Origin of the sequence: Promicromonospora sp. NPDC023805 (genome assembly GCF_040639635.1) — a bacterium.
GTDB lineage: Bacteria > Actinomycetota > Actinomycetes > Actinomycetales > Cellulomonadaceae > Promicromonospora.
Map to the genome: position 1 here is coordinate 115306 of NZ_JBFAAH010000006.1, position 26021 is coordinate 141326.

21 protein-coding genes are annotated in these 26021 nt (G+C 69.7%); 16 read left to right on the forward strand and 5 right to left on the reverse strand.

Features of this window, described 5'->3' with window-relative positions; genetic code table 11:
• The first annotated feature begins 144 nt into the window (after positions 1 to 144).
• From sepF to AB0F70_RS08780, 9 genes are all read left to right on the forward strand, one after another.
• Complete coding sequence (gene sepF, locus AB0F70_RS08740) at positions 145 to 615, forward strand: cell division protein SepF (RefSeq protein WP_357446256.1); 471 nt, start codon at positions 145 to 147, stop codon at positions 613 to 615.
• A 152-nt stretch (positions 616 to 767) separates the two neighbouring features.
• Positions 768 to 1061: a YggT family protein gene (locus AB0F70_RS08745; protein WP_357446259.1), complete on the forward strand. Its 294-nt coding sequence runs from the start codon at positions 768 to 770 to the stop codon at positions 1059 to 1061.
• 253 nt (positions 1062 to 1314) lie between these two features.
• On the forward strand, positions 1315 to 1959 hold the full coding sequence (locus AB0F70_RS08750; RefSeq protein ID WP_357446262.1) for a DivIVA domain-containing protein: 645 nt from the start codon (positions 1315 to 1317) through the stop codon (positions 1957 to 1959).
• A gap of 194 nt (positions 1960 to 2153) precedes the next feature.
• Positions 2154 to 2621 carry a TraR/DksA family transcriptional regulator gene (locus AB0F70_RS08755; protein WP_357446265.1) on the forward strand — a complete coding sequence of 156 codons (468 nt, stop codon included), beginning with the start codon at positions 2154 to 2156 and terminating at the stop codon, positions 2619 to 2621.
• A 295-nt stretch (positions 2622 to 2916) separates the two neighbouring features.
• The gene (locus AB0F70_RS08760; protein WP_357446268.1) at positions 2917 to 3441 is read left to right on the forward strand and encodes a hypothetical protein; all 525 of its coding nucleotides are present in this window, start codon (positions 2917 to 2919) and stop codon (positions 3439 to 3441) included.
• A 238-nt stretch (positions 3442 to 3679) separates the two neighbouring features.
• On the forward strand, positions 3680 to 4303 hold the full coding sequence (locus AB0F70_RS08765; protein WP_357446271.1) for a signal peptidase II: 624 nt from the start codon (positions 3680 to 3682) through the stop codon (positions 4301 to 4303).
• On the forward strand, positions 4303 to 5232 hold the full coding sequence (locus AB0F70_RS08770; RefSeq protein ID WP_357446274.1) for an RluA family pseudouridine synthase: 930 nt from the start codon (positions 4303 to 4305) through the stop codon (positions 5230 to 5232). The genes AB0F70_RS08765 and AB0F70_RS08770 overlap by 1 nt, the downstream gene beginning before the upstream one ends.
• A 61-nt stretch (positions 5233 to 5293) precedes the next feature.
• Positions 5294 to 8845, forward strand: a complete 3552-nt coding sequence (gene dnaE, locus AB0F70_RS08775) for a DNA polymerase III subunit alpha (protein WP_357446277.1) — start codon at positions 5294 to 5296, stop codon at positions 8843 to 8845.
• Positions 8842 to 9366, forward strand: a complete 525-nt coding sequence (locus tag AB0F70_RS08780) for an NUDIX domain-containing protein (RefSeq protein ID WP_357446280.1) — start codon at positions 8842 to 8844, stop codon at positions 9364 to 9366. The genes dnaE and AB0F70_RS08780 overlap by 4 nt, the downstream gene beginning before the upstream one ends.
• Before the next feature lie 485 nt (positions 9367 to 9851).
• Here the strand turns inward: AB0F70_RS08780 and AB0F70_RS08785 are convergent, their stop codons facing one another.
• The 3 genes from AB0F70_RS08785 to hisD form a co-directional block, all read right to left on the reverse strand.
• Complete coding sequence (locus tag AB0F70_RS08785) at positions 9852 to 10883, reverse strand: hypothetical protein (protein WP_357446283.1); 1032 nt, start codon at positions 10881 to 10883, stop codon at positions 9852 to 9854.
• A gap of 384 nt (positions 10884 to 11267) precedes the next feature.
• Positions 11268 to 15797 carry a S8 family serine peptidase gene (locus AB0F70_RS08790; protein WP_357446286.1) on the reverse strand — a complete coding sequence of 1510 codons (4530 nt, stop codon included), beginning with the start codon at positions 15795 to 15797 and terminating at the stop codon, positions 11268 to 11270.
• 224 nt (positions 15798 to 16021) lie between these two features.
• On the reverse strand, positions 16022 to 17347 hold the full coding sequence (hisD, locus tag AB0F70_RS08795; RefSeq protein WP_357446289.1) for a histidinol dehydrogenase: 1326 nt from the start codon (positions 17345 to 17347) through the stop codon (positions 16022 to 16024).
• 39 nt (positions 17348 to 17386) lie between these two features.
• Between hisD and AB0F70_RS08800 the strand changes: the two genes are divergently transcribed.
• Positions 17387 to 17653 carry an RNA-binding S4 domain-containing protein gene (locus AB0F70_RS08800; protein ID WP_357446291.1) on the forward strand — a complete coding sequence of 89 codons (267 nt, stop codon included), beginning with the start codon at positions 17387 to 17389 and terminating at the stop codon, positions 17651 to 17653.
• Between the two features lie 33 nt (positions 17654 to 17686).
• On the opposite strand, the gene AB0F70_RS08805 is transcribed toward AB0F70_RS08800, so the two are convergent.
• Positions 17687 to 18091 carry a PPOX class F420-dependent oxidoreductase gene (locus AB0F70_RS08805; RefSeq protein WP_357446294.1) on the reverse strand — a complete coding sequence of 135 codons (405 nt, stop codon included), beginning with the start codon at positions 18089 to 18091 and terminating at the stop codon, positions 17687 to 17689.
• A 129-nt stretch (positions 18092 to 18220) separates the two neighbouring features.
• Here AB0F70_RS08805 and AB0F70_RS08810 point away from each other — a divergent pair, with 129 nt between their 5' ends.
• The gene (locus tag AB0F70_RS08810) at positions 18221 to 19540 is read left to right on the forward strand and encodes a glycosyl hydrolase family 18 protein (protein WP_357446297.1); all 1320 of its coding nucleotides are present in this window, start codon (positions 18221 to 18223) and stop codon (positions 19538 to 19540) included.
• A 31-nt stretch (positions 19541 to 19571) separates the two neighbouring features.
• On the opposite strand, the gene AB0F70_RS08815 is transcribed toward AB0F70_RS08810, so the two are convergent.
• Complete coding sequence (locus AB0F70_RS08815; RefSeq protein WP_357446300.1) at positions 19572 to 20258, reverse strand: class I SAM-dependent methyltransferase; 687 nt, start codon at positions 20256 to 20258, stop codon at positions 19572 to 19574.
• A gap of 82 nt (positions 20259 to 20340) precedes the next feature.
• Here AB0F70_RS08815 and AB0F70_RS08820 point away from each other — a divergent pair, with 82 nt between their 5' ends.
• The 5 genes from AB0F70_RS08820 (at position 20341) to hisH (ending at position 26014) form a co-directional block, all read left to right on the forward strand.
• On the forward strand, positions 20341 to 22842 hold the full coding sequence (locus AB0F70_RS08820; protein ID WP_357446303.1) for a RecQ family ATP-dependent DNA helicase: 2502 nt from the start codon (positions 20341 to 20343) through the stop codon (positions 22840 to 22842).
• A 106-nt stretch (positions 22843 to 22948) separates the two neighbouring features.
• Positions 22949 to 24166 carry a histidinol-phosphate transaminase gene (locus AB0F70_RS08825; protein WP_357446482.1) on the forward strand — a complete coding sequence of 406 codons (1218 nt, stop codon included), beginning with the start codon at positions 22949 to 22951 and terminating at the stop codon, positions 24164 to 24166.
• Positions 24163 to 24762 carry an imidazoleglycerol-phosphate dehydratase HisB gene (hisB, locus tag AB0F70_RS08830; RefSeq protein WP_357446306.1) on the forward strand — a complete coding sequence of 200 codons (600 nt, stop codon included), beginning with the start codon at positions 24163 to 24165 and terminating at the stop codon, positions 24760 to 24762. The genes AB0F70_RS08825 and hisB overlap by 4 nt, the downstream gene beginning before the upstream one ends.
• Before the next feature lie 5 nt (positions 24763 to 24767).
• Positions 24768 to 25367, forward strand: coding sequence for a hypothetical protein (locus AB0F70_RS08835; RefSeq protein WP_357446309.1), 600 nt, complete (start codon positions 24768 to 24770; stop codon positions 25365 to 25367).
• Positions 25368 to 25369: 2 nt separating this feature from the next.
• Positions 25370 to 26014 carry an imidazole glycerol phosphate synthase subunit HisH gene (hisH, locus tag AB0F70_RS08840; RefSeq protein ID WP_357446312.1) on the forward strand — a complete coding sequence of 215 codons (645 nt, stop codon included), beginning with the start codon at positions 25370 to 25372 and terminating at the stop codon, positions 26012 to 26014.
• Positions 26015 to 26021: the final 7 nt, after the last annotated feature.

Consider the following 26021-nt stretch of genomic DNA (forward strand, 5'->3'; position numbering starts at 1 on the left):
GCGTGTCGCACTTCCGGGTCGGATCGCGCCGGGCTACTTTTGTCAAGGCGACCTCGACCAGGGGTCAAGGTCGGACCTGCTTGCGGGCCCCGCTGGACACCGAGACAGAAGGACGCACAGCAGGCGACGAACGGAGAATGAGCGATGGCCGGAGCGCTTCGCAAGACCATGCTGTATCTGGGCCTCGCCGACGATCAGGGCGAGCAGGAGTACCTCGACGACTACGACGAGGGCCTGGAGGAAAATGTGGAGGATCACCGGCACGCGCAGGTCACGCCGCTGCACCGCGATGGTGTGCCGCGTGAGGCCCTGTCCTCCTCGGACCTACGCCGGATCACGACCGTGCACCCCCGGTCGTACAACGACGCACGGAACATCGGCGAGGCTTTCCGCGCCGGTACCCCCGTCATCATGAATCTCTCCGACATGGACGACGCCGACGCCAAGCGCCTGGTCGACTTCTCCGCCGGCCTGATCTTCGGTCTGCACGGCTCGATCGAACGGGTGACCAACAAGGTCTTCCTGCTCTCGCCCGAGCACGTGGAGATCGCGGCCGAGGAGCAGGCGCCGCCCGAGAAGCCGAACGGGCGCGGCGGGTTCTACAACCAGAGCTGAGTCCAACAGAGCTGAGTCCGTAGAGCTGGACGATGTATGAGGGGCGGTCGCTACGGCGGCCGCCCCTCACATGTCCCTCGACGGCCGCGGGCGTGCGGTCAGGACCCTTGCTCTCATGTGCTTCCCAGTTCAGACAGGTTAGGTTGTGCCTTGTGAATGTGATCTGGCAATTCATCGGCTTCGTCCTGTGGCTCTTCCTGCTGTTCCTCATCGGGCGGCTGGTCTTCGACTGGGTGCAGTTCTTTGCTCGGGACTGGCGGCCGCGTGGCGTGCTGCTCGTGATCGCGGAGGCGATCTACACGGTCACCGACCCTCCGCTGAGGTTCCTCCGTCGCCTGATCCCGCCGCTGCGGCTGGGTCAGGTCCAGCTGGATCTCGCCTTCATCGTCCTGTTCTTCGGCGTCTCGCTGCTCCAGGGCCTGGTCGGGTTCCTCGCGAGCGCGTGAAGGTGTCGAATCTGTGCCGGTTCGTGGCGGGTCCGATCTGGGCTGTTGTGCCGATCCCCCGGAAACATTGACCAGAGCATGGATATGGCCTGGGGTGACACGGCACACTCTGTGAGGAAATCGTGCCCGGCGGTGCTCCCGGTGTCCCACGCCGATCTCGTCCGCTACCGTGGGCTTCGACGGAGGGCGCGCGGCTTGGCAGCGCCGACGTCCGAGTTCTGCGTTCCTACGTTCTAACTTTCGAGGTGACACGATGGCACTGCTTACTGCAGAGGACATCCTCAACAAGAAGTTCTCCGCGACGAAGTTCCGCGAGGGCTACGACGTCGAGGAGGTCGACGACTTCCTCGACGAGGTCGTGCGGACCCTGACCAACGTCCAGGAAGAGAACGAGGGCCTCCGGCAGAAGGTCGCCGCCGCGGAGCGACGTATCGCCGAGCTCTCGCGCAACGAGGCCGCTGGTTCGGCCCGTGCGCAGGCCGCGCCGGTCGCGGCTCCGGTCATGCCGACAGGTCCCGCAGGTGGGCCCAAGGGCAACGGCCCGGAGCCGGAGTCGGCGACCGGGATGCTCCAGCTGGCCCAGAAGCTGCACGACGACTACGTGCGCTCGGGTCAGGAAGAGGGCGACCGGCTCATCACCGAGGCCAAGACCGAGGGCGCGCGTATCGTGCGCGACGCCGAGGAGACCTCGCACCGCACGCTGTCCCAGCTCGAGCAGGAGCGTTCGCTGCTGGAGCGCAAGATCGACGAGCTGCGCCTCTTCGAGCGCGACTACCGCACACGTCTGAAGAGCTTCCTGCAGAACCTGCTCGGCGACCTCGACGCACGTGGCTCGGCCCTGCCGCCGCGCAACAACCAGCAGTCCGGCCGTCCGGCCGAGATGGCGCAGGGCATCTGACGGCACCGTCTGTCGGGAGTATCTGTCGAGCACGACGGCCGGGCGTTCCCACCTCACGCCCGGCCGTCGCGCGCGACAAGCCAGACGCACTCATGATTGGGGCACGCCACATCGGCGTGCCCCGTTGTGCGTCCGGCCGCTTGTGCTTACGCTTCGTTGACTTGACCACCGGGGGCGACCGTGAAGGGGAACCCATGACCAAGATCTCGACCGCGACGCGAGCCGCGATCAAGCAAGAGTTCCCGAACCTTACGCGCGACGTGAAGAAGTTCCCCGTCCGCGAAGGCGAAGAACCGTGGACCGTACGTGAGGCCGAAGAGCTGGCCGCGCTGCTCGTCGAGGACAAGGAGCGGCTCGAACGCGAGCTGGAGTCCGCCGACCGCGAGCTGTCGGACCTCCTGCGGAACTCGGGCGACGGCGCGGGCGACGACCAGGCCGACTACGGATCGAGCGCGCTCGAACGCGAACAGGAGCTCACGCTCGTCAACAACATGCGTGACCTGCTGGACCAGACGAACCACGCGCTGGACCGCATCCACAAAGGCACGTACGCCACGTGCGAGCTCACCAACATGCCGATCGGCAAGGCGCGGCTCCAGGCGTTCCCCAGGGCCACGCTGTCGGTAGAGGCCAAGGCCCGCGAAGAGCGTCGCGGAGCCTGACCCGCGGGGCAGCGAAGCCCGCGGTCGGCCGCCTTGAATATCCGATATCAGGGTTGTGATGTCTGGGTTACGGGTATTCCTGGCGGAATGCCGCGGGGTTCGGTCCGGGAATGTCTTGTTTTATTCCCTGTGTGCCGCGTCACGCTCGAATTGACAGGGTGAATTACTCATCGGATGCTCGTCGAGATGAATCACACGTGTGTGGTTCGTCGCAAATTCGTCTGAGCTATTCGAGGGGGAAAACACAATGATCCGAGGATTCCGTGCAACCTGCCGTGCAGGGGCAGCCGTTGTCATGTCGGCCGGTCTGGTCGTCGCCGCTGCTACGGGTGCGAGCGCAATGGTCATGGGCGACACGCCCGAGCTGATCAGCGCGCCCGCCGCCGGCAGCGCAACGGACGCGGCCGCCGCGGCTGAGCTGCTCGGCACCACGGACCCGCTGGGTGTCGTTACCGCCGACGGTGCGTTCGACCAGCTCGAGGGCTACGGCACGACCGAGCTGCCTGCGGGCGTCGACGGTGCGATGGTCCCCGAGGAGGTCGCCACCACCGGTGACGTCGTCTCCTACGAGGAGAGCGACGGCAGCTTCAACGTTCTGAACGACGTGTGTGTCGCTCCCTGGTACTGGGAGGGTCCGGGCAACGTGGGCAGCACCGCCAACGTGACCGAGTACAAGGCCTGCAACGGCGGCGACACCGAGCTGGGCGGCGATGGTTCGGTCAACATCGCCAACAACGTGTGTGTCGCTCCGTGGCACTGGGACGGCCCGCTGAACCTGTTCAACACGGGTAACTTCACGAAGTACGCGGCCTGCAACTGACGCTCGCGTCAATTGACTGCCATCGTGCGGTGACACGACGGTAGTGCTGCACCAGGTGGGGCCCTTTCCCGGATTTCCGGGAGAGGGCCCCACCGCTTTGCCAGAAGGTGCCGCTCTTTGATCCGGAATCAATTGTTGTGTACCGAGGGGCGGCCCGTGGAACAGGAACATGACACCCTTCGTCCGGCCCCCGGGTGGTGGGCACGGGTACCGTCCGTGGCATGGGAGAATTTGCCTGATGTCTACTCCCGCTGAACCTTCCGCCGTGGCCGGCGGCGAGACGGATCCCGCAGCAGCCACGCCCCCGTCGTCCGGCAGCCGTGCGCTGGTTGCCTGGACCGGTGTCCTCGCGGCCTTCGTCCTGGCCGCCGACCAGCTCACCAAGTGGTGGGCCGAGTCCGCGCTGGACGTGAACGCGCCGACCATCCAGTTAGTGGGCGACCTGCTCGGCATCCGGCTGATCTACAACCCCGGCGCCGCGCTGTCGATCGCCTCGGGCTACACCTGGATCCTGACCATCGTCGTGACGGTGGTCGTGGTCTTCATCGTCCGGGCGATCGGACGGCTCGGCTCGCGTGGCTGGGCCGTGGCGCTCGGCCTGCTGCTCGGCGGCGCCGTCGGCAACCTGGTGGACCGCCTCGTGCGCGAGCCCGGGTTCGCGCGCGGGCACGTGGTCGACTTCATCGACTACGCGGGCTTCTTTGTCGGCAACGTCGCCGACATCGCCGTCGTCTCCGCGGCCGTGCTGATCGGGCTGCTGTCGCTGCGGGGCATCGGCCTGGACGGCAAGCGGCACACGGACGACGCACAGCCCGCCGAGCGGCCCGCGGACCGGCCGGACGACCAGAACGACCCCGCCTGATGGCGCTGCGTACGCTGCCCGTGCCGGACGGGCTGGCAGGCGACCGCGTGGACGCCGCCCTTGCGCGCATGCTCGGCTTCTCCCGCACCCGTGCGGCGGAGCTCGCCGAGGCGGGTGCCGTGCGCCTCGACGGGCGCCAGGTGCGCAAGTCGGACCGGGTGGTACCCGGCGGCTGGCTCGAGGTCGACATGCCGGAGGAGCGTCCCGCCGTCGAGGTGGTCGCGGAGCCCGTGCCCGGCATGGGCATCGTGTACGACGACGACGACCTGGTCGTGATCGACAAGCCGGTCGGCGTGGCGGCGCACCCCTCGCCGGGCTGGACAGGGCCCACCGTGGTCGGGGCGCTCGTCGCGGCGGGCTACCGCGTGTCGACGTCGGGTGCGGCGGAGCGGCAGGGCATCGTGCACCGGCTCGACGTCGGCACGTCGGGCCTGATGGTCGTCGCGAAGTCGGAGCTCGCCTACACGGGCCTCAAGCGCGCCTTCAAGGAGCGCACCGTCGACAAGATCTATCACGCGCTCGCCCAGGGCCACCCGGACCCGACGTCGGGCACCGTGGACGCGCCGATCGGCCGGCACCCGAGCTCGGACTGGAAGTTCGCGGTGACCGCGGACGGCAAGCCCTCGGTGACGCACTACGAGACGCTCGAGATGCTGTCGTCGGCCTCGCTGCTGGAGGTGCGCCTGGAGACCGGGCGCACCCACCAGATCCGCGTGCACCTCGCCGCGCTGCGCCACCCGCTCGTGGGGGACCTGACCTACGGCGCGGACCCCGTCCTGGCCGCCAAGGTAGGGCTGAAGCGGCAGTGGCTGCACGCGCACCGGCTGGGCTTCGAGCACCCCACGACGGGTCGCCGGGTCGAGGTCGAGTCGCAGTACCCGGCCGACCTGGAGGCCGCGCTCGAGGTCGTGCGGGGCGCGTACAAGTGATGTGAGGTTCCGCTCGGCGTTGCTGGGCGAGAGTGTCGGTGGCTGGATTTAGACTCGCCGCATGCCCACCGCCACCGCTTCGAAGAGCGACGACTTCGTCCACCTCCACGTGCACACCGAGTTCTCGATGCTGGACGGCGCGGCGCGGATCGGCGACCTCATGGAAGAGGTCGGGCGGCAGGGGCAGCGCGCCATCGCGACGACCGACCACGGGTACCTGTTCGGGGCGCACGAGTTCTGGGCGCAGGCACAGAAGGCCGGCATCAAGCCGATCATCGGGGTGGAGGCGTACGTCACGCCGGGCACCAGCCGGTTCGACCAGACGCGCGTGCGCTACGGCGAGGCGGGCCAGGAGTCCGACGACGTCTCGGCGCGTGGTGCCTATACCCACATGACGCTGCTGAGCAAGAACAACACGGGCATGCACAACCTGTTCCGGGCGTCCTCCCTGGCCTCCCTGGAGGGCCAGATGGGCAAGTGGCCCCGCATGGACCGGGACCTGCTGGAGAAGTACTCCGAGGGCCTCATCGCGACCACGGGCTGCCCGTCGGGCGAGGTGCAGACGCGACTGCGGCTGGGCCAGTGGGACGAGGCGGTCCGGCAGGCCGGCGAGCTGCAGGAGATCTTCGGCAAGGAGAACTACTACGTCGAGCTGATGGACCACGGGCTCGACATCGAGACCCGGGTGACCAAGCAGCTCCTCGAGCTCGCCAAGACCATCGGCGCCAAGCTGGTGGCCACCAACGACCTGCACTACGTCCGCGAGGAGGACTCCACGAGCCAGGAGGCGCTCCTGGCGATCAACTCCGGCTCCACGCTGGACGACCCGAAACGCTTCAAGTTCGACGGCTCGGGCTACTACGTGAAGTCCGCCGCCGAGATGCGCAAGGTCTTCAAGGAGCTCCCCGAGGCGTGCGACAACACGCTGCTCATCGCCGAGCAGTGCGAGGTCTCCTTCGACACGTCGGCCAACTACATGCCGCGCTTCCCCGTCCCCGAGGGCGAGGACGAGATCTCCTGGTTCATCAAGGAGGTCGAGGCAGGCCTGCTGCGGCGGTACCCGAACGGCTACTCGGACGCGGTACGCAAGCAGGCCGACTACGAGGTCGAGGTCATCATCCAGATGGGCTTCCCGGGGTACTTCCTCGTGGTCGCCGACTTCATCAACTGGTCCAAGCAGCAGGGCATCCGCGTGGGGCCCGGGCGTGGGTCGGCGGCCGGGTCGATGGTGTCCTACCTGATGGGTATCACCGAGCTGGATCCGCTGGTGCACGGCCTGATCTTCGAGCGGTTCCTCAACCCGGAGCGCGTCTCCATGCCCGACGTCGACGTCGACTTCGACGAGCGCCGGCGCGGTGAGGCCATCCGGTACGTCACGGAGAAGTACGGCGACGACCGCGTGGCGCAGATCGTCACCTACGGCACCATCAAGGCCAAGCAGGCCCTCAAGGACTCCGCCCGGCTGCTCGGCATGCCCTACGCCATGGGCGAGAAGCTCACCAAGGCCATGCCGCCCGCCGTCATGGGCAAGGACATCTCGCTGAGCGGCATCTTCGACCCCAAGGACAAGCGCTACTCGGAGGCCGCGGAGTTCCGCCAGGTGCACGAGGCCGACCCCGAGGCGCAGCGCGTGGTCGAGCTCGCGCGCGGTATCGAGGGCCTGAAGCGGCAGTGGGGCGTGCACGCGGCCGGCGTCATCATGTCGAGCGACCCGCTGATCGACATCATCCCGATCATGAAGCGCCCGCAGGACGGCGCGATCATCACGCAGTTCGACTACCCGACGTCCGAGGGCCTCGGCCTGATCAAGATGGACTTCCTGGGCCTGCGCAACCTCACGATCCTCGACGACGCGCTCGAGAACATCGTGATGAACGGCAAGGACCCGGTCGACATCGAGAACGTGGCCCTTGACGACAAGGCCACGTATGACCTGCTGGCCAGCGGTAACACGCTCGGTGTCTTCCAGCTCGACGGCGGGGCCATGCGGTCCCTGCTGCGGCAGATGCGCCCCGACAACTTCGAGGACGTCTCCGCCGTCATCGCCCTGTACCGGCCAGGGCCGATGGGCATGAACTCGCACATCAACTACGCGCTGCGCAAGAACAAGCAGCAGCAGATCGAGGCGATCCACCCGGAGGTCGTCGAGCCGTTCGCCGAGATCCTCGACGAGACCTACGGCCTGATCGTCTACCAGGAGCAGGTCCAGCGCGCCGCCCAGATCATGGCCGGCTACTCGCTCGGCCAGGCCGACCTGCTGCGCCGCGCCATGGGCAAGAAGAAGCCCGAGGTGCTGGCCAAGGAGTACGTCAACTTCGAGAAGGGCGCCAAGGAGAAGGGGTACAGCCCTGCCGCCATCAAGGCGGTCTGGGACACGCTCGTCCCGTTCGCCGGCTACGCCTTCAACAAGGCGCACTCCGCCGGCTACGGCCTCGTCGCCTACTGGACCGCCTACCTCAAGGCGAACTACCCCGCCGAGTACATGGCCGGCCTGCTGCAGTCGGTGGGTGACAACAAGGACAAGATGGCGCTCTACCTCAACGAGTGCCGTCGTATGGGCATCACGGTGCTCCCGCCAGACGTCAACGACTCCTCCGCCAAGTTCACGGCCGTCAAGGGCGACATCCGCTTCGGGCTCACCGGCGTGCGGAACGTGGGCCGCAACGTCGTGGACGCGATCGTGGACAGCCGTGAGGAGAAGGGCACCTTCACGTCGTTCCAGGACTTCCTCGACAAGGTCCCTGCGCCCGTCTGCAACAAGCGCACCATCGAGTCGCTCATCAAGGCCGGCGCGTTCGACTCGCTCGGCCACACCCGGCGCTCGCTGCTGGTGGTCCACGAGCAGGCGGTCGACTCCGTGATCGGAGTGAAGCGCAAGGAGGCCGAGGGCCAGTTCGACCTGTTCGCGGACTTCGGCGGCTCGTCCGACGACGACGCGGGCATGGGCTTCTCCGTCGAGGTGCCGGACCTGCCCGACTGGGAGAAGAAGCAGAAGCTGCAGTTCGAGCGCGAGATGCTCGGCCTCTACGTGAGCGACCACCCGCTGTCCGGCCTGGAGCACGTGCTGCAGCGTGCCGCCGACACCTCTATCGCGTCCCTGATCGCCGACGAGGGCCGCCCGGACAACTCGCAGGTGACCGTGGCCGGCCTGCTCACCTCGGTGCAGCGCAAGATGAGCAAGAACGGCAACCCCTGGGCGGCCGTGACGGTCGAGGACCTGGAGGGCGCCGTCGAGGTCATGTTCTTCGGCGAGACCTACCTGGCGTACTCGACGATGCTCGTCGAGGACCAGGTGGTGGTGCTGCGGGGCAGGGTGCGTCGTCGCGACGAGACCCTGTCGCTGCAGGCCATGGAGGTGGCCATGCCCGACATCACGGTGGGCTCGGACTCGCCGCTGGCCGTGACGGTGCCGCACACCCGGGCGATCGAGGCCACGATGGTGAGGCTGCGCGAGGTGCTCGCCACCCACCCGGGTTCGGCGGAGGTGCACGTGGTCGTGGCAGAGCCGGGCAAGAAGACGCTGGTACGGGCGTCCGACAGCCTGCGGGTGGAGAAGTCGCCCGCCCTCTTCGGCGACCTGAAGGCGCTGCTCGGCCAGGGCTGCCTGTCGTGACCGAGGCACCCGGCGTGGCGCCGGTCGAGAGCGACCGCTACGACGAGCGGGACCACGAGCGGTTCGCGCTCGTCCCCGCCGCGTACCTCTTCCTCCGGCGCGAGGGGCAGGTCCTGCTGCAGCTACGGCAGGGCACCGGCTACCGCGACGGGTTCTGGGCGTGCGCGGCAGCGGGGCACGTCGAGGAGGGCGAGTCGGTGATCGACGCCGCCGTGCGGGAGGCGGCCGAGGAGCTCGGTGTGGTCGTGGCCCCCGAGGATGTCCGACCGCTGACCGTCCTGCACCGCGGTGAGCCCGGCGGACCCGCGATCGAGCAGCGGGTCGACTTCATGTTCGAGGTCACCCGCTGGACCGGGACGCCGTCGATCCAGGAGGCGGACAAGGCCGCCGACCTGGCGTGGTTCCCGTTCGTCGCGCTGCCGGAGCCGCTCGTCCCGCACGAGGCCGCGGTGCTGCGTGCCGTGCACGACGCGGGCCGGCACGGTACCGAGATGCCGCGCCTGATGACCGTCGGCTTCTGATTCTTGAGGATCCACATAGCCGCCTCGGTAGCAGATGCGCGACACGGTCGCCCTCTCGGATGGCGCACACGCCAGGCGAGGCTCATAACTTGGCTATGCGCAATCCTGCCGCGTTACGGCCACGGTTCAGCGTGTTGACGAGCGAGGCCCGGTCTCGTCACCAAGGCCGGGCCTCACTGTCAGCCTCGCGAAGACGTCAGCAGTCAACGAGGGCTATTGCTTTCTGTAGGCGAGTTCGAAGTCGAGCGGCTCCGCAGCAGTCTGGTGATGACTACTTGTCCGCCACCGACGAAGAGTCCAATCATCCACCATGTGCTAACGGTTTGGCGTGGAGGGTCGAAAACTAGATAGATGAGCGCAAAGTAGGTGGCCGTCATGATTATGAGCAGGGAGATGCCCAGCAACGGCCTCAAGCGAAGCACCTGCCCAGTAAGTGCACCCAGAACGAAGAATCCGATTGCCCACGCCATTATCTCTGCTCCCTGTTATCGGCAGAATCCGCCTCTGTATTGGGCGACACGCCAGTTTCGTGATGCAACAAATGCGGTCAACTTGAAGCAATACCCGCGGCGAAGGATTGCGTCGTTGAGGACAGCGGCAAGACCACAGATGGCAGCGAGGGCAGGTCCCACGACCGGAACAAAAACGATGCCGACGCAGACGGCCGTGTATCCGTTATTGAAGTCCCCTGACCGGATCTTATTCATGTAAACCTGAGCCACGCCCGCGTAATAGGCGATCTTGAATCCGCCTCGTGTGTATGTGGGGTCTGCAACGATAGGATACTGGAACTCGTCGCTGTGCTCGACGACCATGGTTATCGAGTTGCGGGCGCCCAACTCGTAGTGTGCGGGGACGGGAGTGCCGGCGGCGTCGACTGCCCACGCTGAACCGATGATGCCCGTAACCTCCATGGTCGGGCTTGTCGGTGCCCCGGTTTCATCCTCCGGAAGGGTGCAGGGTACGACCTCAGCCGCCTCGTTCTCGCAGATCTCCGACCCGTCTAGCGGGACCTCCTTGCCGATTAGGATCGAACCATCGTCCTGCTTCCGAAGGACCGTGCCGGCCGGCACACTCGCGAGATACAAGAATCGGCTGCTGGCCTCCTGGCTGTGGATTACCTCGACGATCCTTGCACCACCGCTATTTGTCTGCGTTACTGTGTCGACAGCGGTGCCGCTGTTCTCTGACGTCACGGAAGCGCCGTTGGTGGTTTTGGTCCCCGCCTGAACCAACTTGCTGATGCTTACCGTTCCACCCCCATCCAGTGCACCCTGGAAGCCCGAGCCGTCGGCGTTGATCGTGACCTTCGGGTCGGGCGCCGCTTCCATGCCGATGTTGGCCGGATTCTGCTCGATGACTTGCTCAGCTGCAGAGAGCGGAACCCAATCCTGCACCCCTGCAGAATCCCCCGTGCTCGCTGGCTCTGCTGCCATGACTGTCTGTGGGCTCGCGAACACTGCAATTGTGAGAAGGAGTGCTACGCCTCCTGCGCCGCGCTTACTCTGCCACTTCATCTAATCCCCCAAATGCGACATCTTGTACAGCACGGACAAAGAGGATTCTTGTGCCTGTGCGTATGAGATGTCAACGCAAGTGTTGAAATTCACCCACAGATGTTCGTGGTTGCGGCAAATTTTCAGGACCGGGACGGTGGCTTCGATCACCGGACTGCATGTCGGGGGCGGAGACTTCTTCCGAGCAGGCCGGCGTCGCTGGAAGGTTTCCAGAAGGGATGGTGCCTTGATACGGCAGCACCTTGCCCCGACGAGGTGCTGCCGTCACCGAGCACGAGCGCTCACCCGTTCCTAGGCGGATGGGACGGGTGAGCGCTCGCCGGCTACAGATCAGCAGGGATCTCCCAAGCGACTCGAGGGCGGCGCCTGGTCAGTGCCTGTGCGTCACAGGCCCTTGCACTGGCCCAGCTCCTTGCCCTTGGTTGTGTTCGGCGAACCGTTGTTCACCGGCGGCGGGTCGTTGTGGAGGCAGGTGAGCGCTCCGGTGATCCGGTTGCCACCGATGACCGGGCCTTCCGACCTGGTCACGGTGACGGGGCCGGTGATCCGGTTGCCCGCACAGTCCGCCGTCGGGTCACCGATCATGACCCCGGAGCTGCGGGTCACGGTCAACGTGCCCGCGATGCTCGTGTCGCAGACGCGTACCTCGGACGCCTCCGTGGCCTGTACGACCGCGAGGATCCGCGAGTCGGTGACCCGCAGCCCCGCGCCGTCGGACACGGTGACCCGGCCTGCGACGGTCGCGCCGTCGATGCAGGTGGTGCCCTCATCGACGACGATCCGTCCGTTGTGCCGGCCGGTGATCGTCTCGTCGCACGGCGCCAGACCCGTCACGGCGACATTGACCCCGGTCACTGCGGGCTCGTCGAACGGGTTGGACGTGACGTGCTCGGCGGAGTTGACGTAGACGCCCGTGAGCGCGTCGGGATCCACCGTGACCTCGTACGAGAGCTCGACCGGGTCGAGGTTCGGACCCACGTAGTCGAAGCAGACGCTGCTGCCGTCGGCGATGGCGGCGGACGGGTCGCCCGCGTTCACGACAGTGGTGGCCAGTGTGCCCGCGAGGTTCTCGACGCCGATCGTGGCCGTGGCCGGCAGCGCTCCGACGTCGCCGTACTCGAAGGTGATCTCGGGACGGTCGTCCGCGACCGAGTTGTAGATCCAGGCCTGGAACGTGCCCACGGAGTTGGACAGGTCGGCCGGGTCGGCGTCGAAGGGGAAGGGGTCGTCCCACTGGACCACTGCGACCGTGCCATCAACGTCAGTCGCCAGCCGCACGCCGCGGTCGTTCGCGAGCGAGAGCTGCAGGTCGGACCAGAGCGGTGCGATCACTCCGTTGGGAGCTGCCGAGTTGGGCACCTCCTGCGGCGTCCACGGCTCGCCGGCGTAGCCGCCGGCGATCGTGATGAGGCCGTCGTCGGAGACGATAAGGCCCGGCGACTCCTGGTCGTAGTGCGGGAACGGCCCGATGTTCGAGAACGCATTGACGGCGACGCTGTCGCCGTCGAGCGTGCTGAACCCGACTCCAGCCGCCCCCAGGTCGCGGAAACCGGCCCACGCCGCACACTGCGGGTCGTCGACGGGAGTCGACGCCTCGTAGGTGCCTGTGGCACCCACCTGTGTCGGCATCTCGACCTCCCACGTGATCGTCTGTCCCTCGACCACGCCGCCGCCGGTCACCGACGCGGGGTCGATGGTCAGCCCGTCGGGCACGGTGTCGGTGACCGTGTAGGTCAGATCCTCCGGTGTCACGTTCGGCGCGACGGAGATGTCGTACCCGATCGTCTCGCCGATGACGGCGGTCTCCGTCGACGCGGTCTTGGTCACGTCGTCGGCCACCCGGCTCAGTCGGACCGGGATCTCACCGATGTCGCCCGCGTTGTCCGGCGAGGTACCGAGCACCGCGGTGCCGAAGTACAGGTCGCCCTCGGCGGCGTCGGGCAGGTTCCAGTGCACGCGGACGTCGTACGGATCGCCCACGGGCACCTCGCCCTCGGGACCGGCCACGCCTGCGTTGCCGAGGTCCTCGGACGGGACGACGGCGGTCGCGAGCGTGTGCGCGTCCGGCTGGCTGGTGCTGCCGCCCCAGTTCTGGACGACCACCCACCACGTGCCGGCCTCCGGGTCGGGGACGTCGCAGGCCTCGGCGGAGGACGACGTGGTGGAGGCGCACACCTGGGTCGCCGCGCTCGGCGTGTCGCCGGTGCCGACGAACATGTCGAGGTCCGGCGCCTCGGCCGCGGTGATCTCCGCCACGAGCCGCGCCGCGTCGTCGGGCACCTCCAGGGTGGTGACGTGGACCTGGCTCAGGTCGTCGAACGCGTCAGCGTTGGTGGGGTCCTGGCTGAGCGAGGCCTCGTGGAGGTCGGCCTCGACCAGGCCCTTGACCGAACCGGTGAAGTCGCTGACGGTCGTGGACCGGATGTCGGTCACGGCCTGCGAGCCGGTGTTCCGGCGCGTGGTGATGTCGATCTCCTCGGGCAGGATCGCCCCGGACGGGACGACGGCGACCGGGAGCGTCACTGCCGGGACGTCCGCGTTGCTCGGGGTGAGCGTGATGCGTCCGAACAGCGTCTCGCCCTCGGGGGCCTCCGCCACGTTCGCGGTGACGGAGATGCCGAGCGCATCGCCGGGGGACACGGTGTCCTGGGAGAGCGTCACGTCCACGGACAGCCCGTCGTCGGCCACCGCTGTCGCCGTCCACGTGACGTCAGCCGGGGCGGACGGCGGCGGGACCGCCGTGCGCTCCCACGAGCAGGTGGACAGGCACTGGGTGTCGGCGAAGGACGGCAGGTTGAGCGACTTGGGGTCGCCGCCCGCCTCCGGGTCGGCGGCCAGGTAGTTCGCCGGCGTCTCGTCGAACAGCAGGCCCGCCTGCGCGGCGGCCCCGATGTCCATGTGGCCGCTGCCCTGCTCGTACGGCGTGGCGGGGGAGCCGTCGAAGTCCTTCACGCCGGTGCGGGCAGTGGTCATGAGCGCCGACTGCTGCTGCGCAGGGGTCCAGCTCGGGCGGGCCTGCGTGAGCAGGGCTCCGGCGCCGGCCACGTGCGGGCTCGACATCGACGTGCCCGAGATGATGCCGTACTGGACGTGGTCGTACGCGCCGTCGGCCACGCCGTTCGCGGCGAGGATGTCGACGCCGGGCGCGGTGATGGACGGGACGATCGTGTCGACCGCCCGGTTGGGTCCGCGCGAGGAGAAGCTGGCCATGACGTCGCCGAGCGAATCGTCGATGGTGAAGTTGGTGCCCGAGATCGCGCCGGTGTGCTCGGAACCCTCGGCCAGCCAGGCCCGCAGCGTCTGGCCGTCGGCGTAGCTGATCGCGACGCCCGGGACGGCGAACGCGTCACCGAGCAGGGAGCCGGCGTTGGCCTCGTCGTTCGTCAGCACGAAGCCGGTGGCGCCCTGCGCCTTGACGTTGGACGACTTCTCCACGCGGCCGTTGCCGCCACGGGCGCAGACCACGATCTTGTCGGCGTAGTCCGCCTCGTGGCCGGTGGTCGCGGTGCACTGCGGGTCGCCCACTGAGCCTGCGTCGATGATCGCCGTGGCGGGCAGGGGCCCGGTCAGCGACTTGCCGGTCAGGTCGGGCAGGTCCGTCGTGCTGCTCGTCAGGTTCGTCAGGGCGTTCAGCGCGTGCCGGTTGTGGGTCGAGGCGCCCACCGACGTGATCCACGGGGCGTCGGCGGGGGAGCCGGTGGTGGCCACGCCGGGGCCGTCGTTGCCGTTGGAGGTCGCCACGAAGATGCCCGCGGCCCGCGCGTTGAGGAACCCGATCGAGTCGAAGTCGTTCCACAGGTCCGACGGCGAGGACGAACCGATCGAGTAGTTGATGACGTCGACGCCGTCCGCGATGGCCTGGTCGATGGAGGCCACCAGGCCCGCGCTGGTGCAGCAGCCGCGATAGCTGATCACGTTGGCGTGCGGCGCGACGCCGGAGATGTCGAACGGCGGCGGGTTCGTGCCCTCGGGGGCGGTCGGCTCTACGTCGTCGACGACGTTGCCGCCCGACGTCGAGGCGGTGTGCGAGCCGTGCCCGTCCTCGTCCAGGGCGCTCCGGTCGTCGGCGGCCAGGAAGCCGTAGGCGCCGATCAGCTTGCCGTTGCACGGGAACTCGGGGTCGTACTGGTCGGTGTTCGCCGGGTCGCACGCGCCGAGGTAGTTGCCGGCGCCGAGCGGGTTGGTGTGCGTGTAACCGTCGTCGCCGGTCTCGGCGAAGGAGGGGCTGCTCGGGTGGATACCGGTGTCGATGGTGCCGATGACGACACCCTCACCCTGGTAGTCCTCCGGCAGGCCCAGCTCCTCGACGGCGTTCCACAGCGCGTCCGCGTTGCTCCAGACCGGGCCCGCGTCCGTGTGCAGCTCGTGCTCCTTGTCGAGCGCGATGTGCGCGACGGCAGGGTCCTTGGCGACCTTCGCGGCCTCGGCCGGCGTCAGCACGGCGGTCAGGCCGTTGACGGCGAACTGGTAGGTGAACGGCACCTCGACGTCGTGCCCCACCGCGCGTTCCATGCGGGTGACGAAGTCGTCCTGCTCCGCCTCGAGGAACTCGGTGTACTCCCGCACGCGGGCGGCGGACGGGTCGAGCGTGCGGCCGGCCCGGGGCGCGGTGGCGTCCAGCCCGGCGACGTCGCCGGAGTAGGTGGGGACCGCGGCGTCGGCGAGCCGGATCAGGTAGGTGCGCTCCGCCTTGCCGCGGCCGAGCGACAGCTTCTGCAGGGTGGCCGTGCGCTCGACGCCGGGCTGCGGCGTGGTCTCGGCCGGTACCAGGTTCTCGGCGAGCAGGTCGCGAGGGTCGATCTTGTCCGCGGCTGGTGGTGCCTGGGGGACCGCGACGGCTGCCGGCGCGACCGCGGCCGCTAATGCCGTGACGGCCGCTATGACGAGCAGGGGCGTTCTGGACCGGTGTGACATCTACGGCTCCCTCGATGCAGCAGCGATGGAACGAGCGCATAACGAGCACATGCAGTTGCTCGCTATTCCTCGCGCACGGTGAGGGCCGTGTCAATGGTTCCGCGCTGGATTCACCCGGCGTGCCGATCTCGTATCTACCGCTTTCGAGGTCTAGGTTGCTCCGCCCTGAAACGGTTCAGAGCGGAGCAACCTAGACCTCGAAGAGGGGCTGGCGGCCGGCGACGTCAGTGGAAGCGGCCCCGGACCGCCTCGCCGTGGGCGGGCAGGTCCTCGTCGTTGGCGATGGCGACTATGCGGTCGGCGAGCTCCTCGAGGGCGTCCCGCGTGTACTCGACCTGCTGCACCGACTTCAGGAAGCTGTGCACGCCGAGGCCGCTCGCGAAGTGCGCGGTGCCGCCGGTGGGCAGCACGTGGTTGGACCCGGCCATGTAGTCGCCCAGCGACACCGGCGACCACGGCCCGACGAAGATCGCGCCGGCGCTGTGCACGCGCGAGGCGACCCTGGCGGCGTCGGCCGTCTGGATCTCGAGGTGCTCCGCGCCGTAGGCGTTGACGACCGCCACGCCGGCGTCGATGTCGTCCACCAGGACGATCGCGGACTGCGGGCCGTCGAGGGCGCGCGCAACGCGGGTGGCGTGCTTGGTCGCGGACGCCAGGTCCAGGACCCGGGCCTCCACAGCGGACGCCAGCTCGACCGAGTCGGTGACCAGCACGGACGCCGCCATCGGGTCGTGCTCGGCCTGGCTGATCAGGTCGAGGGCCACGTGCCCGGCGTCGGCCGTGCTGTCGGCGAGGACGGCGATCTCGGTGGGCCCGGCCTCGGCGTCGATCCCGACGATGCCGCGCACCAGCCGCTTCGCCGCGGCGACGTAGACGTTGCCGGGTCCGGTGATGACGTCGACCGGCTCGCACAGCGTCTCGCCGTCCTGCGGCTCGCTGCCAGCGGCCCCGTAGGCGAACATCGCCACGGCCTGCGCGCCGCCGACCGCGTAGACCTCGTCCACGCCGAGCAGCGCGCACGCGGCGAGGATCGTCGGGTGCGGCAGGCCGCCGTTGTCCTTCTGCGGCGGGGACGTCACGGCGAGGCCGGGCACGCCCGCCTCCTGCGCCGCGACGACGCTCATCACCACCGACGACGGGTACACCGCGAGCCCGCCGGGCACGTACAGGCCCACCCGCTGGACCGGGATCCAGCGCTGCCGCACGACGGCGCCCGGTGCGACGTCGGTCACGTGGTCGGCGGGGAGCTGCTCGGCGTGCACCCGGCGGACGCGGCGAATCGACTCCTCCAGGGCCCGGCGCACCAGCGGCGTCAGCCCTTCGAGAGCGTCAGCGAGGGCGGTCGCGGGAACCCGCAGGTGCTGGGGCGCGATCCCGTCCAGCCGGAGCGATATCTCGCGCAGCGCGGCGCCGCCGCCCGCACGGACCTGGCGCAACAACGGCTCGACCACATGGACGGCCTCGTCCACTCCGACCTCGGCACGGGGTAGGACGTCGAGGAGGGCGCGGCGCCCGAGGGATTGGCCGCGCAGGTCGATGCGTTGGATCACCTTGCCAGTCTATGGCGGCAGGCGGGGGACAATGGTGTCGTGTCCAACTCTGCAGCCGAATCCGGTCCCGTATCCAGCTCCGGTCCAGTACCTGAGGTACCGATCCGCGACGACGTCATCCGCCTGGGGCAGTTCCTGAAGCTCGCCGACCTCGCCGAGGACGGCGCGCAGGCGCGCGACCTCATCGCCGACGGCGAGGTGCGGGTCAACGGCGAGGCCGAGCTCCGCCGTGGCCGCCAGCTCGTACGCGGCGACGTGGTGGCGGTCTCGCTCCCGACGGGCGAGGCATCGGCAAAGGTCGGCTGACGCCCACGGGCAGGACGTGCTCGGCGTGGCGGGTCAGGACGCCATGTACGTCGAGGCCATCACCTTGTCGACCGTCACACGCAGCACTATGCGCTCCGGGTTCGGCCCCAGCTCCCGGTAGCGGCGCGCGTACCGCGTGACGGCGTCGGCGATCTCCGCCTCGTCCTCGCTGACGGCGATGGTGCCCTCGAGCGTGATCCAGCGGCCGCCCGCGACCTGGCAGAGTGCGGCGCGCGGGGCTCCGCCGTCGGGCAGGGGGGTGGCGTGCCGGGCCTTGAACGAGGTGCGGTTCGTCGTGATCCGCGCGACCCCGACCTCGGCGTCCCAGGTGAAGGCAACGGGGACCACGTGCGGGGTCCCGTCGGGACGCAGGGTCGTGAGGGTCGCGAGGTGTCGCTCCGTGACGAAGACGAGCTGCTCGGGATTGAGTCGGATCACCACGCGAGTCTAGGTCGGCACGGACGCGCGCCCGGCGCCGCCCGGACGTCCGGTGTGGGTTCCCCGTATTCCCCGTTGTGCAGTATTTGGCTAGCGTCCCTGACAAATGTCGAAGACTGGGGAGTGGTCATGAGACGACGTACATCGTTCCTGGCGGCGGGCGTCGCCGCCCTGCTCGTCACGGGACTGGCGATCCCTGCGGTCATCGCCCAGACCGGGCCGGTGGCACAGGCCGCCGCCGCCGACTGCACGGCGGCGACCTGGGCCGAGGGCAGCACCTATCGCACCGGCGACCACGTGACGCACCTCGGCCGCGGCTACACCGCCCTGGTCGGGCACACCGCACACGTCGGCGCGGGCTGGACGCCCGGCACCACGCCGAGCCTGTGGACCGACGACGGCGCGTGCGCCACCCAGCCCGACCCCGACCCCACGGATCCGACGCCGGACCCCGACCCCACCGACCCGACGCCCGACCCCGAGCCCACGCCCACCGACTGCGGCCAGCGGCCGCGCCCGTCGGGCAAGGTGCTGCAGGGCTACTGGGAGAACTGGGACGGCGCGAGCAACGGCGTGCACCCCGGCATGGGCTGGATCCCCGTGACCGACTCCCGCATCACGCAGCACGGGTACACCGTGGCGACGCTGGCGTTCCCGGTGATCCGGTCCGACGGCACCGTGCTGTGGGAGAACGGCATGGACTCCGGGGTACGGGTGCCGACGCCTGCGGAGATGTGCGCCGCGAAGGAGAGCGGCCTGACCATCCTCATGTCGATCGGCGGCGCGACCGCAGGCATCGACCTGTCCTCGCAGGCCGTAGCCGACCGGTTCGTCACGACGATCGTGCCGATCCTGCGGGAGTACAACTTCGACGGCATCGACATCGACATCGAGACCGGCCTGACGGGCAGCGGCTCCATCACGCAGCTCTCGACGTCGCAGGCCAACCTGATCCGGATCATCGACGGGGTCCTCGCCGGCATGCCCGCCGGGTTCGGGCTGACCATGGCGCCCGAGACGGCCTATGTCACCGGCGGCAGCGTCGTCTACGGCTCGATCTGGGGCTCCTACCTGCCCATCATCAAGAAGTACGCCGACAACGGGCGGCTCTGGTGGCTCAACATGCAGTACTACAACGGGTCGATGTACGACTGCTCGGGCAACTCCTACGCGGCGGGCACCGTCGCGGGGTTCCGGGCGCAGACCGACTGCCTGAACGCCGGGCTGAACATCCAGGGCACCACCATCCGGGTGCCGTACGACAAGCAGGTCCCCGGCCTGCCCGCACAGCAGGGCGCGGGCGGCGGGTACATGGCGCCGTCGCTGGTGAGCCAGGCGTACGGCTCCTACAACGGGTCGCTCAAGGGCCTCATGACCTGGTCGATCAACTGGGACGGGTCACGCGGCTGGACCTTCGCCGACAACGTGCGGTCGCTGCAGGGCCGGTAGTCGGCCGCTGCTCGTCAGCCCGGCCGGCTCGTCAGCCGGCCGGGCTGGACGTGCGCACCACCGCGTACTGATAGCGGTGGCTGCTGCCCGGGCTGCTCGGCCGTGTCCACCAGGACTCGACCTCACCGTGCTCGCCCAGGCGCTCGCGGACCATCGTGTCGGTGCGGCGGTGGAAGTAGCGGGGCGGCCCGTAGGACTTGTCGGGTGCTGCGGCGGGTTCGGCGAGGGTGCCGACGGTCAGCTCCGCCGCGCCCCACATCCCCACCGCGAACAGCCCGCCCGGCACCAGCACCCTGACGATCTCCGACAGCGCCGCCTCCAGCTCGGCATCGTCGAGATGCATCAGTGTGCTCATGGACCAGACGGCGTCGAAGGTGTGGTCGTCGAACGGCAGGTCGGTCGCCGACGCGACATGCGCGTCCAGCCCGGCCGCCCGGGCGACCTCCACCATGCCGGGGGACAGGTCCACGCCTGTGTAGGCGAGACCCGCGGCGGTGATCGCCTGCCCGTCGCGGCCCGGGCCGCAGCCGACCTCCAGCACCGTGCGCCACCGCTCCTCGGCGAGCCGGGCCAGGAACTCCTGCTGTGCGGCGGTGCGCCACGGCGGGACGGGCCTGCGGGCCCGGTCAGCGGCCTCCGCGTCGTAGTAGGCGAGGAAGTCCGCGCGGCGCGCTTCCTGGTCCGACGGCGGGTCGGTCGCGTTCGCGGTGGAGGTCACGCGCCGAATTCTAGGTACGTCCGGAGCGGTCGGTGTGGATAACCCGCTCGCGGTGTCGGTGGCTGCTCATAGGATCGATGACGTGACCAAGGACCCCTTCGCAGACCTCCCCTTCAGCGCGGAGGAGCCGCCCGACGACGCAGCCTTCCTGACCGAGGTCGGTGACCCGGCGCCTCCGCCGTCCGCCCGGAACACGCCGGAGGCGCAGGCGGCCAAGCTGCAGATGCTGCGCGGCCTGCTGGACGAGGACGCGGCCGCAGCGGCGGCCGCCCCGCCACTGCGCAGGCGCAAGCCCGAGCCGACGCCGGAGCCGGTGCTGGAAACGACGCCGGAGGCCGAACCCGACGCCGCTGAGCCGGCGCCGGTGGCCGCGGCCCTACCGGGAGCGTCGCTGCGCGAGGAGGCAGAGGCCGCGCTCCGCGAGCTCGTCGGCCGCGACGAGGCACGCCTGCGCGACGACCAGTGGACCGCCATCGAGGCGCTCGCCGCCTTCCACCGCCGGGCGCTCGTCGTGCAGCGCACCGGGTGGGGCAAGTCGGCCGTGTACTTCGTCGCGACCAAGCTGTTGCGCGCGCGTGGCGCCGGGCCGACGGTGATCGTGTCGCCGCTGCTGGCGCTCATGCGCGACCAGATCTCGGCGGCCTCCCGTGCGGGCATCCGTGCGGTGACCATCAACTCGGCCAACATGACCGAGTGGGACGAGGTGCACGCGTCCATCTCGCGCGGCGAGGTCGACGTGCTGCTGTGCTCGCCGGAGCGGCTGAACAACCCGGGTTTCCGGGACGAGGTGCTCCCGCGCCTGGCGGCCGACGCCGGGCTCGTGGTCATCGACGAGGCGCACTGCATCTCCGACTGGGGACACGACTTCCGCCCGGACTACCGCCGCATCCGTACGCTGCTGGCCGACCTGCCCACGGGCATCCCCGTGCTCGCCACGACGGCCACCGCGAACGAGCGCGTCACCCAGGACGTCGCGGAGCAGCTCGCCGTGCACGCGGACGGCGTGAGCGATGAGGAGGTGCTGGTGCTGCGCGGCGGGCTCGACCGCGAGTCGCTGCACCTGGCGGTGCTGGAGCTCGGCGACCAGCCCACCCGCGTGGCCTGGCTGGCCGAGACGCTGCAGGACATCGACGGCTCCGGCATCGTCTACTGCCTCACGGTGTCGGCGGCGGAGCAGGTCGCCGAGCAGCTGCGTGGGTACGGCCTCGCGGTCGCCGCGTACACCGGCCGGACCGAGCCCGCGCAGCGCGAGCAGCTGGAGATCGACCTCAAGAACAACGAGGTCAAGGCGCTGGTCGCGACGTCAGCGCTGGGCATGGGCTTCGACAAGCCGGACCTGGCGTTCGTGGTGCACCTGGGCGCGCCGTCGTCGCCGATCGCGTACTACCAGCAGGTCGGTCGTGCCGGACGTGGTGTCGACCAGGCGCTCGTCGTGCTGCTCCCGGGTGTCGAGGACAAGGCGATCTGGGACTGGTTCGGCGAGCAGGCGTTCCCCGCCGAGGGCCAGGTGCGGGCGACGCTCGAGGCGCTGCGCGGCGGCGGCACCATGTCGACGGCGGCGCTGGAGACGCAGGTGGACCTGCGCCGTTCCCGCCTGGAGACCATGCTCAAGGTGCTCGACGTCGACGGCGCGGTCCGCCGGGTGCGCGGCGGCTGGGAGTCCACCGGCCAGGAGTGGTCGTACGACGCCGAGCGGTACGCGAGGGTCTCCGCCAGCCGTGCCGCCGAGCAGCAGGCGATGGTGGACTACGTGGGCACGCAGGGCTGCCGCATGGCGTACCTGCGGGCACAGCTCGACGATCCGGAGCTGGCACCCGGCTGGCGCTGCGGTCGTTGCGACCGGTGCGGCGGGATGGAGCTGCCGGAGGCCCCCGACGCCGAGGCGGTCGCCGCGGCGCGTGCCGAGATGGACAGACCAGGGGTCGAGGTCGAGACCCGCAAGATGTGGCCCACCGGCCTGGCCTCGATCGGCCTGGACCTCAAGGGCAAGATCCCGCCCGCCGAGCTGGCCGAGCCGGGAAGGGCGGTCGCCCGGCTCGACGGCCTCGGCTGGTCCGGCCCGCTGCGCGACCTGCTCGCGCCGACGGCGGGCGACGGCGAGCTCCCGGTGCCGCTGCGCCGGGCCGCCGCGCGTGTGCTCGACGAGTGGAGCGCACTTCGCCCCGCGGCAGAGCCCACCGAGGTGGGGGGAGTGGACGAGCCAGGCGCGGGCGAGGCCGAGGCCGGCCCGCTGCTGATCGAGGCGGTGGTAGCGGTGCGGTCCATCACCCGGCCGCAGCTGTCGTACCACCTGGCCACCGGGCTCGCGAAGTACCTGGGTGTGCCGATGATCGGTGCCATCGGCCCGGTCGCCGGGCAGGAAGAGCCCGGGCGGCACGACGTGAACTCGGCGATGCGGCTCGCCGGGGTGGCCCGGCGGCTGCAGCTGCAGCTCGGTGAGGGTGCGCTCCGTGGCCTGCCGGGCCGGACCGTGCTGCTCGTCGACGACTACACCGACTCGGGATGGACGCTGACGGTCGCCGCACGGCTGCTGCGCGAGGCCGGTGCGGCAGCGGTGTACCCGTTCGTGCTGGGTGTGCGGTGACTGCAGCGGTGATTCCCACGGTGATTCCCACGGTGACGTTGCCCACGCGCCCGGTGGGCGGACTCGCACCGGTCCGGTGCGCCGCGGTTCGTAGACTGGTCCGGTGATGACACACGCCGTCGACCAGCACAGTGCCGAGGACAGCGCTCCCGCGCCCTCGGTGCGGCTGCCGCTGCGCCCCGAGCTGGCCAACGAGAAGCCGTACGGCGCTCCGCAGCTCGACGTCCCGGTGCTGCTGAACGTCAACGAGAACCCGTACCCGCCCGGCGAGGAGGTGGTCGCCACCATCGCCGAGGAGGTGGCGCGCGCCGCCCGCGGGATGAACCGCTACCCGGACCGGGACGCGACGGTCCTGCGTCGGGACCTCGCCGACTACCTCGCGGTAGAGACCGGCGTCGACCTGGAGCATCTCGACGTGTGGGCCGCCAACGGGTCCAACGAGGTGATGCTGCACGTGCTGCAGGCGTTCGGCGGTCCTGGCCGCACCGCCCTGTCGTTCGCGCCGACGTACTCGATGTACCCGGAGTACGCGCGCGACACGCACACGACCTGGGTGGTGGGCCGCCGGGAGGACGACTTCACGCTCGACCCGGCCTACGCCGCCGAGACCATCCGCGAGGTACGCCCGTCGGTGGTCCTGCTGGCGAGCCCCAACAACCCGACCGGCACGGCGCTGCCGACGGCCACCGTCGAGGCGGTCTGCGAGGCCGCGCTCGGCGTGGACCTCGACGGCGCGCACCCCGTCGTCGTGGTGGACGAGGCCTACGCGGAGTTTCGGCGTCCCGGCACGCCGTCCGCCGTCGCGCTGCTGGAGCGGTACCCGAACCTCGCGGTCACCCGCACGATGTCCAAGGCCTTCGCCGCGGCCGGCGCCCGGCTCGGCTACCTGGTCGCCTCCGGCGACTTCGTCGACGCGCTCCGGATCGTGCGCCTGCCGTACCACCTGAGCGCCATCACGCAGGCCGCGGCCGGCGCCGCGCTGCGCCACCGTGAGTCCCTCATGGCCCAGGTCGCCACGCTGCGTGCCGAGCGGGACGCCTGTGTCGCCTGGCTGCGCGAGCAGCGGCTCCCGGACGGTGCCCCGTTCGAGGTCGCCGACACCGACGCCAACTTCGTGCTGTTCGGCAGGTTCAGCGATCGGCACGCCGTGTGGCAGGGTCTGCTGGACCGCGGTGTCCTGATCCGCGAGACCGGCCCCGACGGCTGGCTGCGGGTCTCGATCGGCACGTCCGCCGAGATGGCCGCCTTCCGCTCGGCGCTCACCCAGGTCGTGCACGGGCAGAGTAACGAGCACGGACACGAGCAGGGAGAGGAACAGCCATGACCAGGACAGCACGCGTCGAGCGCGCCACCTCCGAGTCGAAGGTGCTGGTCGAGCTCGACCTCGACGGCACAGGGCGCACCGACATCAGCACGAGCGTGCCGTTCTACGACCACATGCTCACCGCGCTCGGCAAGCACTCGCTGATCGACCTCACCGTGCACGCGACCGGCGACACCCACATCGACGCCCACCACACGGTCGAGGACGTCGCGATCAGCATCGGCGAGGCGCTGCGCGAGGCGCTCGGCGACAAGGCGGGTATCTCCCGGTTCGGCGACGCCCTCGTGCCGCTCGACGAGGCGCTCGCCCAGGCAGTGGTGGACGTGTCCGGCAGGCCGTACCTGGTGCACGAGGGTGAGCCCGCCGGTCAGGAGTACCACCTCATCGGCGGCCACTTCACGGGTTCGCTGACGCGGCACGTGCTCGAGTCGATAGCCCACCACGCGGGTATCTGCCTGCACGTGCGGGTGCTCGCGGGCCGCGACCCGCACCACATAGTCGAAGCCCAGTTCAAGGCGCTGGCGCGTGCGCTGCGCGCCGCCGTCGCGATCGACCCGCGGGTCGACGGAATACCGTCCACGAAGGGTGCGCTCTAGCAGCCATGTCCGACAGCCCCAAGCCCGAGAACGACGGGTCCAGCAGCAGCACGCCGCCCGGTGACGACCTGCCCGACTTCGATCTCGACTTCGAGATCCCGGACGACCTGTCGTCCCTCACCGGTAGCGGCGAGCCCGAGTTCGCCGCGCTCATCACCCAGATCGCCGGGGCGGAACCGCTCGCAGCGGCCAGCTCCCTCGCGCAGCTCGACCTCGACGCGGTACCCACGTCGGTGGGCGCCGTCGGAGTCCTCAAGGACCTCGCCGGGGACGCGCCCGAACAGGCCGCCGCCGCGATCTCCCAGCTCGTCCGGGGCGTCCCGCTCGTCCTGATCACCCGCACCGGTGAGCAGATGACGGCGGTCCGGTTCGCCGACGGCGTCCGCGGTGACGAGCTCGCGCCCGGCCTCGTCCTGGGCGGCGCTCCCGAGAACGTGGTCGACCTGCTGACGGGCGCCACCAGCGTGGCCGACCTGGACGGCGTGGTCGGCTCCACCTCGATCAGCAAGTTCAAGGCGGTGCGGATGCTCACGTCCGCGGCGCGCAAGGCCCGCAAGGGCATGGGCAAGGGCGAGCCCGACCAGAGCAGCAGGGACGGGGCCTGAGCGTGGGCGCGAGGGTCGTCGTCCTCGACTACGGCTTCGGCAACGTCCGGTCCGCCGTCCGCGCCCTGGAGCGGGTCGGCGCGGACGTCACGCTGACCGCCGACCGGACCGCCGCGCAGGAGGCCGACGGCCTCGTGGTGCCGGGTGTCGGTGCGTTCGCCGCGTGCATGGCGGGCCTCAAGGCCGTCCGCGGGCACGAGGTGGTCGGCCGCAGGCTGGCCGGCAACCGCCCGGTCCTCGGCATCTGCGTGGGCATGCAGGTCATGTTCGACGCCGGTGTGGAGCACGGTGAGCGCGCCGAGGGCATCGGCGAGTGGTCGGGCGTCGTCGAGCGGCTGCAGGCCCCCGTCGTGCCGCACATGGGCTGGTCCCCGGTCGAGGCGCCCGAGGGCTCTACCCTCTTCGAGGGGATCGCCGACGAGCGCTTCTACTTCGTGCACTCGTACGCCGTGCAGACCTTCACCAAGGGCTACGACCAGAACGCGGTGAAGATCTTCTCGCCGCCGAAGGTGACCTGGGCCGACCACGGCGGACGCTTCGTCGCAGCCGTCGAGGACGGCCCCCTGGCGGCCACCCAGTTCCACCCGGAGAAGTCGGGCGACGCAGGATCCCAGCTCCTGCAGAACTGGCTCCGTACCCTCAGCTAGGCCGCTG

What these genes read in the sequence shown, in the direction of transcription:
- AB0F70_RS08770 (WP_357446274.1), top strand. Translation starts at nt 4,303, where the DNA reads ATGGCGCTGCGTACGCTGCCCGTGCCGGACGGGCTGGCAGGCGACCGC.
- AB0F70_RS08765 (WP_357446271.1), top strand. Translation starts at nt 3,680, where the DNA reads ATGTCTACTCCCGCTGAACCTTCCGCCGTGGCCGGCGGCGAGACGGAT.
- AB0F70_RS08810 (WP_357446297.1), top strand. Translation starts at nt 18,221, where the DNA reads ATGAGACGACGTACATCGTTCCTGGCGGCGGGCGTCGCCGCCCTGCTC.
- AB0F70_RS08835 (WP_357446309.1), top strand. Translation starts at nt 24,768, where the DNA reads ATGTCCGACAGCCCCAAGCCCGAGAACGACGGGTCCAGCAGCAGCACG.
- AB0F70_RS08755 (WP_357446265.1), top strand. Translation starts at nt 2,154, where the DNA reads ATGACCAAGATCTCGACCGCGACGCGAGCCGCGATCAAGCAAGAGTTC.
- AB0F70_RS08790 (WP_357446286.1), bottom strand. Translation starts at nt 15,797, where the DNA reads ATGTCACACCGGTCCAGAACGCCCCTGCTCGTCATAGCGGCCGTCACG.
- dnaE (WP_357446277.1), top strand. Translation starts at nt 5,294, where the DNA reads ATGCCCACCGCCACCGCTTCGAAGAGCGACGACTTCGTCCACCTCCAC.
- AB0F70_RS08760 (WP_357446268.1), top strand. Translation starts at nt 2,917, where the DNA reads ATGTCGGCCGGTCTGGTCGTCGCCGCTGCTACGGGTGCGAGCGCAATG.
- AB0F70_RS08825 (WP_357446482.1), top strand. Translation starts at nt 22,949, where the DNA reads ATGACACACGCCGTCGACCAGCACAGTGCCGAGGACAGCGCTCCCGCG.
- AB0F70_RS08785 (WP_357446283.1), bottom strand. Translation starts at nt 10,883, where the DNA reads ATGAAGTGGCAGAGTAAGCGCGGCGCAGGAGGCGTAGCACTCCTTCTC.
- AB0F70_RS08750 (WP_357446262.1), top strand. Translation starts at nt 1,315, where the DNA reads ATGGCACTGCTTACTGCAGAGGACATCCTCAACAAGAAGTTCTCCGCG.
- hisB (WP_357446306.1), top strand. Translation starts at nt 24,163, where the DNA reads ATGACCAGGACAGCACGCGTCGAGCGCGCCACCTCCGAGTCGAAGGTG.
- sepF (WP_357446256.1), top strand. Translation starts at nt 145, where the DNA reads ATGGCCGGAGCGCTTCGCAAGACCATGCTGTATCTGGGCCTCGCCGAC.